Here is an 11,220-nt window from a genome sequence, read left to right on the forward strand (position 1 = left end):
CCCCTCGCCAAAGCCCCCGAAGCGCTGCGCCCGCACCTGGCCCTGATGGCCCAGACCGCGCAGCCCGGCACCGACACGCCGGCCGCCGGCCTGGGCCTGCTGCTGCTGTGGCTGGCCGACGATGTGGAGCAGCGCGCCAACGCATCGCTGCAGGCGTTCGGCCTGTCCGAGAGCAAGCTCGACGTGCTCATGATCTTCGGCCTGGCCGAGCGCGGGCTGCTGGGCGACACGGTGGTCACGCCGTCCTATATCGCCAGCTACGTCGGCGTGACGCGCTCGTCGGTGACGGGCCTGCTGGACTGGCTGGAAAAGCGCTCGCTGCTGGCGCGCAGCCTCAGCCAGGAAGACCGCCGCAGCTTCGACCTGGCGCTCACCGACCAGGGCCGCGAGGTGCTGGCCCGCGCGCTGCCGGCCTTCTGGCGCATGTGCGAGTCGCTGGTCGACTACCTGGACGAGGGCGAGCGTGCCAGCCTGCAGTCCATCCTCTTCAAGGCCTGGACGAGGATGAAGGCCCAGCACAGCGCCTGAACGCCTGCCGCCTTGTCAGACCGCAAGACCCCGCAGGCAGCTCGCCCGCTCAAGCCCCCAGATGTTTGACAGCAGCTGCCGGGCACGTCCCGCGCCGGCGACGGGAGCGGCAAGCTCCATGAACTTGTCCTCCAGCTCCCCATCCGACAACGGCAGTTCGGGATCGCCCTTGCGATCGGGCTGCAACCAGACATGGCGGCGTCCATCCCTGGCAACGATTTCCAGGCGCGCCGATCTCTTTCCCGGGAAGGCCCTATCGATTTGCGGGTCCACCGAGACCTGGACGCGCTCGAGCATCGCGCGCACGGCGGGATCGGCCAGGCGCTCGGGGGTGTAAGCGGACATTCGCACGCTGCCATGGACCAAGGCCGTCGCCACCACGAACCGGAGACTGAAGCGCGCTTCGTTTTCGGTCACGGGATCGGTGTAGCAGGCGATATCCAGGGCCGGGCCATAGGTGGCCACGGCCACGCTGCAGATGTCGTCCGCCCGCAGGGCATGCTGGCTGCGCAGAGCCAGCGCGGCGTCGATGGCCGCAAAGGTATGGCCGCAGCCGACATGGTTCTTGAAGGTGAGCCGGGTGATGTGGAAGTCCCTGCCCAGCGTGTCCCCGATGCCTGACCAGTCCGGTCCGTCGCTGACAGCGCGGCCCAGGCCCGACTCCCCCTCCAGCACATCCAGCGATCCCGTCACCCCCCTGTGCGCGAGTTGCGCAGCCAGCAGGCCGGCCTCCGCTGCGCGCCCGGCATGCAGGGGCTTGGACATCGAATCCATGCGAAATGCCTGCTGCAGACCCGCAGAGAAGGTGGCCGCCGTGGCCAGTGCATGGGCGAATGGCCCTGCATCCAGCCGCAGCGCATACCCTGCGGCCGCCGCTGCCCCGAAGACGCCCACGGTGCCGGTGTTGTGCCAGAAGCGGTAGTGGGCCCGGCCCAGGGTCACTCCGATGCGGGTGGAGACCTCATAGCCCAGCACCACGGCACGCAGGAATTCCAGGCCACTGGCCCCTGCCTGCTGGCTTGCCGCCAACGCCGCTGCAATGGTTGCGGCCCCGGGGTGGTACATGGCATCGCGGAAGCTGTCGTCCACCTCGGCGGCATGGGCCGCCGAGCCGTTGAACAGTGCCGCCGCCCGCGCCGTGGCCATGCGGCCGTTTCCAAGCCGGCAGGACCCGCGGTCCAGATCCTCGGCAAGCACCTGTTCCAACTGTGCAAGAGGCGCGCAGCCCAGGCCCGGGAACAGGGAGGCATACCAGTCGATCACGGCCCGCTTGGCGTGGTGGATGACGGTGTCGGGAAGCTCGGTGCGTTGGTATCGAGAGGCAAATTGTCCGAACACTTCGGTCGCATGCATGCGTGGTCTCCTGGATGAACACTGGCCGGGGCAGTCTCACTTTTTTGGCACAAATGTGCAGTGGCCGGCCCCTCAAGCCAGAACCAGCACACCATCCGCAGCGCACACGCCCTGGCCCTGCGGCAGCACGAACACCGGGTTGATCTCCGCCTCGATCACGCGGTCGCCCAGTTGGGCGGCCATCGCAGAGAACGCGACGATGGCATCGGCCAGGGCATCGACATCCGCCTTGGGGCGGCCGCGAAAGCCGTCCAGCAGCGGCCAGGTCTTGAGCTCCCTGGCCATGTCCAGCGCTTCTGAGCGGCTCAGCACACCCAACTGTGTCCCATCGTCTGGCAGCAGGCGCAGCGTGGTGTCCTGGAACAATTCGGCCGCAACGCCCCCCATGCCCAGCATCACGGCGGTGCCCAGCGCATCCTTGTGCAGGCCCAGGATCAGCTCGGTGCCGCCGGTCACCATCTGCTGCACCAGGAACCGGTCCGGGCGCACACCCGCCCTGGCCTGCACGTCGGCCACCATCGCTGCCAGCCGCGCACCGATGGTCTGCGCCGTCAGGCCGACGGCGACACCTCCCACATCGCTCTTGTGCGTGATCCGGGACGAAAGGATCTTGAGCACCACCCGGCCGCCCAGTTCGCGCGCGGCGGCTTCGGCCTCTTCGGCGGTATGCACCACGCGCTCGGCCGCGCATGGCACGCCGAAACGGCGGAAAACGGCCTTGGCCTGCGCTTCATCGAGGCAGCCGACGGGCAGGTCCGGTTCCTGCAGGGTGTGCTTGCCGACGGCTGGCCCGGCAAGCGCACCCTGGAAGCCGTTGACGCGCAGCATGCCCGCCAGCGCGGCCGTGCAGCTTTCCGCCGCAGCGAAGGCCGGCACGCCGCGTTGCGTGAGCAGCGCGCCGATTTCCGGCGCATGCGGGCTGACGTAGGCCAGCACCGGCTTGTCGGAATGGGGCAGGCACTCCTGGATGGCGCCGGCCAGCAGCTCGGGCATGGCCAGGCTGGAGGAGCCGACGATGATGACCAGCGCGTCGTAGCTGGGGCTTGCCAGCAGGGCATGGATGGCGCCGCGCAGCAGGTCGGGACGCAGGCCCGCCAGGGTCACGTCGATGGGGTTGCGGTCCAGCACGGCCTCGCTGCCGGTCTGCAGCGCGCGCAGTGCATCGGCGGTCGCCTGGTCAGGGGCCGGAGTGTCGAATCCGGCCACGCCCAGATCGTCCGACACCAGGGTGCCCGCACCGCCGGTGGAAGTCAGGATGGCGATGCGCCTGCCGCGCAGCCTGCGGCCCGTGGCCAGCGCAGCGGGCACGTCCAGCAGGTCGGCAAAGCTGTGCGCACGGATCACGCCGACCTGGCGGAACAGCGCGTCGTACATGCGATCGGCTCCGGCCATGGCGCCCGTGTGCGATACGGCGGCCTTGGCGCCGGCCTCGGAGCGGCCGATCTTGAAGGCCACCACGGGCTTGCCGGCACGCGCGGCCTTCAGGCAGGCGGCACGGAACCTGGCGGGATGGCGCACCGTCTCCACATACAGCGCGATCACCTTGGTGGCCGGGTCATCGGCCAGGTGATCGATGAAGTCGGCCAGTTCCAGATCCACTTCATTGCTGGTGGAAATGAGCTTGGACAGCCCGATGCCACGCGCGGCCGCGCGCGACAGCAGCGAGCCCAGGATGCCGCCGCTTTGCGAGACGACGCCAATGCCGCCCGCGGGGAACTCGTCCATCTCCAGCGCGCCCGAGGGCGACAGCACGATCCGGTCGGTCAGGTTGACCAGCCCGATGGTGTTGGGTCCCAGCAGGCGCATGCTGCCGGCCGCCTCGATCAGCTGCCGCTGGCGGTGCGCCCCGTCCTCGCCCGTTTCCGTATAGCCGCTGGCCAGCACGATGGCTGCCGCGCAGCCCAGCGCCGACAGTTCCCTGACGGCCTGGTGCGCACGCTCGGCGCCCAGCAGCACCACGGCCACATCGGGCACTTCAGGCAACGAGGCCACATCGGGATAGCAAGGCAAATCGCCGATGCGCTCCACGCGCGGATTGACGGGAAGAATGCGGCCGGCAAACCCGTGCTTTTGCAGGTAGGCCACCGGGCGGCCCGTGGTCTTTTTCAGGTCGGCAGAGGCGCCTATGACGGCGACACTGCGCGGCGACAGCAGCTTGGCAATGGCTTGGCTCATGGCATCACTCCTTGGCGGCCGTCTTGGCCAGGAAGGCCTCCACCGATGCGCGGTGTTCACTGCTGGTGTAGCAGATGCCCTGGGCCTGGCTTCCCTGTGCGAAGACATCGTGCGAAGACAGCTCGAAGCTCTGGTTCAGGATGGTCTTGGTCAACGCCAGCGCGGTGGAAGAAGCCGAGGACAGCTCGCGCGCCCAGGCCTGGGCGTCTGCCACCAAGGTCTCGGCACTGGCCTGGCGGTCCACGATGCCCAGGGCCAGGGCTTCCGGCAGCTTGACCTGGCGGCCCGTGAAGATCAGCTCCTTGGCCTTGGCCAGGCCCACGCGGCGCGGCAGGAAGTACATGCCGCCACCGTCCGGGATGATGCCGCGCAGCACATAGCTCCAGGCGAAGCTGGCCCACTCGCTGGCGATGACGAAATCACAGGCCAGCGCCGTGTCCGCGCCCAGGCCCGACGCTGCGCCGTTGACGGCGGCGATCACGGGCTTGGGCATGGTGTGCAACAGGGCCTGGACGTGGTGCACGCGCTGCTGGCGCTGCCAGCCGTTGAAGCCCACCTCGCCCGCAGGCGCGTTCATGCGCCTTTGCATTCCGGCAATGTCCCCGCCTGCGCAAAAGCCCTTGCCCGCGCCTGTCAGCACCAGGGCCTTGATGGCCTTGTCCGCCGCCACGCGCTCCAGGGCATCGATGAACTCGGTGCGCATGTCATCGCTCATGGCGTTGCGCTTGTCGGGGCGGTTCAGGGTCACGGTCGCCACCGCATCGGCGACATTCAGTTGGATCAGTTCGTAGTTCATGGCGTGCTCTCAAGGCGATCGCGGGCAATGCGATCAATCGGGATGGATGTTGTTTTGCCTGACGATCTGGGCCCAGCGCTTTTCCTCGGCCTGCACATAGGTGTCCAGTTCCGCCGCCGGCCCGGCATTGACCACCAGGCCTTCGTGTTCCAGCTTGCGAACAAAGTCCGGCGAACGGGCCGCCTTGCGGGCCGCAGTGTTCAGGCGCTCGATCACGGCAGCGGGCGTGGCGGCCGGCACGTACAGGCCGTACCAGCTCTCGACGCGGTAGCCCGGGACGGTGACGGCGATGGGCGGCGCATCCTTGAAGGCCGCAGACGGCTCGGCCGTGGTCACACCCAGCACGCGCAGCTTGCCGTTGTCGATGAAGGTGGAGACCGCCGCCGCGGTGGCAAACATCATGTCCACCTGGCCACCCATCAGATCGGTGAGTGCCGGGCCTGCGCCACGGTAGGGCACATGGGTGATCCTGACCTTGGCCAGGTTGGCAAACAGCTCACCCGCCAGATGCGCCGACGTTCCTGCGCCCTGCGAGGCATAGGTCAGCTTGTCGGGACTGGCCTTGGCGGCGGCCATCACGTCCGCCACCGTCTTGTACGGGCTGGCGGCGGGCACCACCAGCACGTTGGGGCCGCGGCCGATCAGGATCACCGGCGCGAAGGCCTTGTTGCTCCCGTACGGCAGCTTGGCCTGCAGCGCCGGATTGACGGCGTGCGCGAAGGAAGCCACGACCACGGAGTAGCCGTCCGGCGCGCTCTTGGCAACGTTGTCGGTGCCGATGATCGTGCCGGCACCGGGCTTGTTGTCCACGATGACGGGCTGGCCCAGGTCCTTGGCCATCTCGGCCCCCAGCGTGCGTGCGATCAGGTCGGTTCCGCCACCGGGCGCGAAGGGCACGACGAGGCGCACGGGCTTTTCGGGGAAGGCTGCAAAGACTGCGTTGCAGGCAGTCGCGAGCACGGCAATGAGCGCAATGGCCCTGGCGCAACGGCGGGCGGCGAAACGAAGCATGGTGTGTCTCCTGGTTCTATGGGCAGAGGTCCGGTCCATGCGCAAGCGTTGCGATGACGCTGGCGACGGATTGGTGAAAGCTTAGGGAAACGCGCCGCAGTTGTGATCCCCCATGTTCCAACCAGTGAAACCGCACAGCGAGCGCGCCAGGACTTGCGTTTTCATCTGCCATCCTTTCGGTGGAATACTCCACGCCATCAGGCGCCCGCGCCTGTGCAGCAAGAACCAGGCTTTCAACCGAGGATGAACCGGTCCTCCCGCAGGCGGCAGCAACATGACCCACAGGCGATCCCCCATACTCCATGACAAGCCCGGTCAGTCCCCGAGCAACCGCTCCCTGGAAAGAGGCATCGAAATACTCCGTGCGTTCAGGCCCGGGTCGGAACTGCTGGGCAACGGCGACCTGGTGGAACGCACCGGACTGTCCAAGGCCACCGTGAGCCGGCTGACGCAGACCCTGGTGGGCTGCGGCATGCTGCAGGTCGATCACCAAAGCCGCGCCTTTCGCCTGGCTCCCGCTGTCCTGAGCCTGGCGCACGCCATGCGTACCGGATCGACGGTGCTGTCGATGGCGGCCCCCCTGATGCGCACCCTCGCAGAGACACGCAGGATCAACGTGGGCCTGGCCTGTCCCGACAGGGACGAGATGGTCTATCTGGAATCGATCCGCTACAACCGCCGGATTGTGCTCAGGCATGTGGTGTCGGGTCAGCGTGTGCCCATGGAGCTGACGTCGCTGGGCCGTGCCTACCTTGCCGTGGCGCCGCCTGCCAGGCGCAAGGCACTGTTCGACAGCTTCAGGCTCAAGAGAGGCGCCCAATGGCGCGACCTGGAAAAACAGATCCAGGCGGCCATCAGGTCCGTGAAAAGCCAAGGCTTCTGCGCTGCATCGTGGCAGCCGGAAGTGGTTGCACTGGCCACGCCGCTGGTGACACCCGATGCCATCTATGTCCTGAACTGCAGCGTGTCCACGACGGAGCCTGTGCCAGCCATCGTGCAGGAGCTGCACCCGGCGTTGCTGCAGCTGGGCCGCCAGATTCAGAGCCTGCTGGAGAAACGGTGAGGTTTGGCCGCCGTTCCGCGCACCTGCGGGCGGCCCGCTTTGCATAGGGAAAAAACATAGCTGATATAGGCTGCATTGCCTTATCGCAATGGCGCCCGAAACCCAGACTGGCGGCATGACAAACACCCATCTGGAGACAACCGGCGTCACTCGCCGGCTCGTGCGCTACCGCCCGCAGGCTGCGAAGGACGAGATTCAAATCGAGTATGCGGACCAGGGCGCAGGGCCGGTCGTCTGCATGCTGCCATCGCTGGCCCGTTCCGGCCGGGACTACGACGTCGTTGCCCGCCATCTGCAGGCGCAAGGGCTGCGGGTACTGCGCCCCGAGCCTCGGGGCATAGGCCAAAGCCGTGGCCCCATGCAGGGGCTGACGCTGCATGACTTCGCAGCCGACGTCGCGGCCGTCATCGACCACGAAGCCACCGGCCCTGTCGTGGTCGTGGGTCATGCCTGGGGCAGCCAGCCGGCGCGCATGCTGGCGGCCGACAGGCCGGACCTGGTGCGCGGCGTCGTCATGGCCGCCGCCTCGGCAGGCAAGCTGCCGCCGGGATCGGACGAAATGCCGTATGGCCGCCTGCGGGACGCAATCGACGGCGCCGGCGATGCACGGCTGTCCAGGGAGCAGCGCCTGGACTGCCTGCGCCGCGCCTTCTTTGCCCCGGGACATGACCCCAGCGCCTGGCTGGACGGGTGGAACGCCCAGACCCATGAAGCGCAAGGCCATGCACGGCGCGTCACGCCCGTCGATGACTACTTCAGCGCAGGAACGACCGTTCCCATACTGGACCTTCGGGCCGAGCATGACGCGGTCGTGATCCCCCATGTGATGAAGTCCTGCCTGGGCGAGCGGGTGACGGAACAGGTGATTGCCGACGCGGGCCACGCCCTGGCGCCCGAGCAGCCCCTTGCCATGGCAGACGCCATTGCGGCATTCACGCGCCGCGTGTACGCCGCCTAGGCCAGCCCTTGCCCGCAAGACACCCGGCACCTTCGGGGATGCGCCGGACAGAAACAGTGCTCAGGAGACAAAGATGACCATCCACACGCCCGCAGCCGCCATCAGGAAAGCCTGGAAGTTCGCCATGACCTGTGCGGCCTGGGCCACCTGCACCCTGGTGGGCGCGCAAGACTATCCGGGCAAGCCGATCCGCATGGTGATTCCGTACACGCCGGGTGGCTCGATCGACACCGTGGGCCGCCTGGTGGCCGACCAACTGCAAAGGCAGCTGGGCTAGGCCATCGTGATCGAGAACGTTCCGGGGGCTTCCGGCCTGTTGGGAACCCTGCAGGTCAAGAAGGCCAAGCCTGACGGATACACGCTCATCTTCAATGCCTCCAGCCATGCCTACCTGCCGCTGGTCAGTTCCAAGAAAACCTATGACGCCGAGCGTGACTTCACGCCCGTGGGGCAAATCGGATACGTGCCGCTGATCGTGGCGGTCACCAACGAGTTGCCCGTCAGGACCGTGGCAGAGTTCGTGCAACTGGCCAGGGCCCATCCAGGCAAGTACACCTGGGCGACTTCCGGCCTGGGTACCACCAGCCACCTGAGCGAAGAGATGCTGAACCGGGCCCTTGGCCTGCAGATGGACATCGTCGCCTACAAGGGTGCCGTTCCCCAATTGACGGACGTGATCGGCGGCCATGTCTCCGCGGCCATCTCGCCCATGCCGGGTGTCATGCCCTTCGTGCAGGCCGGCCGTCTGCGGCCCCTTGCCGTCACCAGCAAGACCCGCGTCCCGTCGCTGCCCGATGTGCCGACGCTGGCGGAGGACACCATTGCCGGGTTCGAGCTCCTGTCCTGGTACGGAATCTGGGGCCCGGCCGGCCTGCCCGCAGACATCACCCACAGGTTGAACACCGAAATTTCAAAGGCCGTGGAGGCGCCGTCGCTGAAATCCAGGTTCGCCGAACTGTCCTTTGTCCCCGCGAAGTCCAGTCCTGCGCAGTTCCGGAAATTGATCGCTGACGACCTGAACAAGATCGGCAAGGCCGTCAGGGAAGCGGGCATCCGCATCGACTGACCTGCCGCTTCCGATCCGGGAGGCATGCCCTACACGGCGCGGGCGCCCTTGCGAAAGTCAAGCTCGCGCAGCAACTTGGCGGTTTCCGCGATCAGCCGGTTCGCGGGACGCGCCCTGGGCATGGCCAGCACGAGCTGGTTGCGTATGGCCGGCGGGCCGATGGGCGCAGACTGTATGCCAGTGCGGGCACCGGCCAGATTCAACGCACTGTCCGGAAGAATGGAGCAAGCCAGTCCCTCCTCCACCACGGACAGCGCCGTGTGCACGGCCCCCACCTCGGCCACCACGTTCAGCCGGATCTTGCGCGGCAGCAAGACGGCGTCCACGAGGCTGCGTATCGGGTTATGGGTGCCCGGCAGCACCAGCGGAAAGTCCGCCAGGGCCGAAAGGCCGATGCGCGACGGCAACCGGTAGCCCTTGGGAGCCACCAGCAGCATGGACTCGCGCATCAGGGGTTCGTAGGACAGCAGGGGCGTCGGAGCAGGGTCGAACATCAGACCCAGGTCGATGCGGCCCGCAATCATTCCCTCACGCAAGGACAGGCTCAGCCCCTCCACCACCGAAAGCAGTGCATGCGGCAGCCGGCGCCGGAACTCCCGTATCAGCGGCACGGCCAGGCTTGCCGCCACCCGGTGGGGCAGGCCCACGACCACGCTGCCGACGGGCTCGGCATGCATTTCCTTGAGATCGGACAGCGCCTGGCTGGCCGAGTTGAGCATCGTGCGTGCATGCGACAGCAGTGTCTCCCCGGCCGCGGTTGCTGCCACGCCGCGCCCTGTCCTGTCCAGCAGCCGCTGCCCCAGCTCCTCTTCCAGCAGTGCGATCTGGCGGCTCACGCTCGGCTGCGCCAAATTCAGCGCCACGGCCGCGCGGCTGATGCTGCCGTGCTCCACCACGGCGACGAAGTACTCCAGTTGGCGCAGATCCATAGGTATTCAACATAGCTGGTATAGGCGCCATCCAGTTTAACTTTGCCGGCATCGATCGCAAACTGGCCTGCATCGCCGCTTGCCACAGCGGCTCCACCGTGTCACATGAGGAAAGCCAATGAGCAGGTTCAAGTCCAGGATAGCCATCGTTACGGGGGCCGGATGCGTGGCAGCAGGCTGGGGCAACGGCAGGGCCATGGCCGTGCGCCTGGCGGAGGAAGGCGCGAAGGTGCTGGCGGTGGACCGTGACCAGGCGCGGCTTGACGAAACGCTGTCCCTGGCCGGCGAGGCGGCAGCGTCCATCACGACCTGCATCTGCGATGTCACCGACTCGTCCAGCGTCAAGGCCATGGTCCAGACCTGCCTGCAGGCCTGGGGCGTCCCGGACATCCTGATCAACAACGTGGGCGGCTCCGCAGCCGGCGGCCCCATTGAGCTGAGCGAGCAGGACTGGGACAGCCAGATCGACATCAACCTCAAGAGCGTCTTTCTGACCTGCAAGCATGTGCTCCCGCACATGGTCGAACGCGGCAGCGGCGCCATCGTCAACGTGGCGTCCACCTCGGGCCTGCGCTGGACCGGCAGCGCGCAGGTCGCCTATGCGGCCAGCAAGGCCGGCGTGATCCACCTGTCCCGCGTGGTGGCCGTGCAGCATGCGCCTGACGGCATTCGCGTGAACACGGTGGTGCCGGGCCAGTTGCACACCCCCATGGTGCAAGCGCGGCTGGCCAGGCAGCGCACAGGCGGCGATGTGGAGACGCTGCTGGCCTCGCGGGTCAGGCGCATCCCGCTGGGCTTCATGGGCGATGGCCGCGATACCGCCAGTGCCGCCCTGTACCTGGCCAGCGACGAGGCCCGCTTCGTGACGGGAACCGAGCTTGTCGTGGACGGCGGCATGACCGCCCGCTGCGACTGAAATTGCACTGCGACTGACCTGGCGCGGCGACCGACGGGCCGATCGCCGCGGCCAGCCGCCATGGACATCGCATGGGTCCTGGGGCGAAGGCCGTGCTATGTCCCGCGCCAATGGGCATGCCGCACACCCAGCTGCAGCTGCTGGATGCGCCGGTGGATGGTGGAGCGGCTGACGCCGAGCTGGCGCGCCGCCTCGGAGACATTGCCCTGGCATTGCGCAAGCAGCTGTTCCAGCGCCTGTGCGGCGGGCTCGCCGGCATTGCCAGCCAAGGCGGTGCGCGCTGGTGCGCGGTGCAGCGCATCGTGCAGGTGGTCAGGCAGGTGGTCGGGCTCGATGGTGCCGTCGCCATCGTGGCCGCACAGGGCTGCGGCGTAGCGCAGCGCGTTGTGCAGCTCGCGCAGGTTGCCGGGCCAGGCGTGCGCGGC

Annotated in this window: 12 protein-coding genes; 6 read left to right on the top strand and 6 right to left on the bottom strand. The window is 67.6% G+C overall.

The window, feature by feature from the left end; translation table 11 throughout:
* A partial coding sequence (locus GRX31_RS29490; RefSeq protein ID WP_160856083.1) for a MarR family transcriptional regulator occupies positions 1-528 on the top strand: 528 nt, incomplete at its 5' end.
* 15 nt (positions 529-543) lie between these two features.
* Here GRX31_RS29490 and GRX31_RS29495 read toward each other — a convergent pair.
* The 4 genes from GRX31_RS29495 to GRX31_RS29510 form a co-directional block, all read right to left on the bottom strand.
* Complete coding sequence (locus GRX31_RS29495) at positions 544-1,881, bottom strand: MmgE/PrpD family protein (protein WP_047326045.1); 1,338 nt, start codon at positions 1,879-1,881, stop codon at positions 544-546.
* Between the two features lie 72 nt (positions 1,882-1,953).
* A complete protein-coding gene (locus GRX31_RS29500; RefSeq protein ID WP_160856085.1) occupies positions 1,954-4,056 on the bottom strand; it encodes an acetate--CoA ligase family protein in 2,103 nt (700 codons plus the stop codon).
* Positions 4,057-4,060: 4 nt separating this feature from the next.
* Positions 4,061-4,852 (bottom strand): enoyl-CoA hydratase/isomerase family protein, encoded by a 792-nt coding sequence (locus tag GRX31_RS29505; RefSeq protein WP_017406507.1) that lies wholly within the window; start codon positions 4,850-4,852, stop codon positions 4,061-4,063.
* A gap of 33 nt (positions 4,853-4,885) precedes the next feature.
* Positions 4,886-5,863, bottom strand: a complete 978-nt coding sequence (locus GRX31_RS29510; RefSeq protein WP_016453777.1) for a tripartite tricarboxylate transporter substrate binding protein — start codon at positions 5,861-5,863, stop codon at positions 4,886-4,888.
* A 274-nt stretch (positions 5,864-6,137) separates the two neighbouring features.
* Between GRX31_RS29510 and GRX31_RS29515 the strand changes: the two genes are divergently transcribed.
* The 4 genes from GRX31_RS29515 to GRX31_RS29525 all read left to right on the top strand — a co-directional run bounded on the left by GRX31_RS29515 (position 6,138) and on the right by GRX31_RS29525 (position 8,950).
* A complete protein-coding gene (locus tag GRX31_RS29515) occupies positions 6,138-6,926 on the top strand; it encodes an IclR family transcriptional regulator (RefSeq protein ID WP_160856087.1) in 789 nt (262 codons plus the stop codon).
* A gap of 115 nt (positions 6,927-7,041) precedes the next feature.
* Positions 7,042-7,884, top strand: a complete 843-nt coding sequence (locus tag GRX31_RS29520) for an alpha/beta fold hydrolase (protein WP_237426816.1) — start codon at positions 7,042-7,044, stop codon at positions 7,882-7,884.
* A gap of 73 nt (positions 7,885-7,957) precedes the next feature.
* Positions 7,958-8,161: a hypothetical protein gene (locus GRX31_RS30965; protein WP_237426817.1), complete on the top strand. Its 204-nt coding sequence runs from the start codon at positions 7,958-7,960 to the stop codon at positions 8,159-8,161.
* Between the two features lie 6 nt (positions 8,162-8,167).
* Complete coding sequence (locus GRX31_RS29525; protein WP_337193990.1) at positions 8,168-8,950, top strand: Bug family tripartite tricarboxylate transporter substrate binding protein; 783 nt, start codon at positions 8,168-8,170, stop codon at positions 8,948-8,950.
* A gap of 29 nt (positions 8,951-8,979) precedes the next feature.
* On the opposite strand, the gene GRX31_RS29530 is transcribed toward GRX31_RS29525, so the two are convergent.
* On the bottom strand, positions 8,980-9,879 hold the full coding sequence (locus tag GRX31_RS29530; protein ID WP_016450162.1) for a LysR family transcriptional regulator: 900 nt from the start codon (positions 9,877-9,879) through the stop codon (positions 8,980-8,982).
* Between the two features lie 118 nt (positions 9,880-9,997).
* Here GRX31_RS29530 and GRX31_RS29535 point away from each other — a divergent pair, with 118 nt between their 5' ends.
* Positions 9,998-10,795 carry an SDR family NAD(P)-dependent oxidoreductase gene (locus GRX31_RS29535; protein WP_160856091.1) on the top strand — a complete coding sequence of 266 codons (798 nt, stop codon included), beginning with the start codon at positions 9,998-10,000 and terminating at the stop codon, positions 10,793-10,795.
* A 95-nt stretch (positions 10,796-10,890) separates the two neighbouring features.
* On the opposite strand, the gene GRX31_RS29540 is transcribed toward GRX31_RS29535, so the two are convergent.
* On the bottom strand, positions 10,891-11,220 hold a 330-nt coding region (locus GRX31_RS29540; protein ID WP_160856093.1), incomplete at its 5' end, for a helix-turn-helix domain-containing protein.

Source organism: Delftia sp. CH05 (assembly GCF_009827015.1).
Classification (GTDB): Bacteria; Pseudomonadota; Gammaproteobacteria; order Burkholderiales; family Burkholderiaceae_C; genus Comamonas; species Comamonas tsuruhatensis.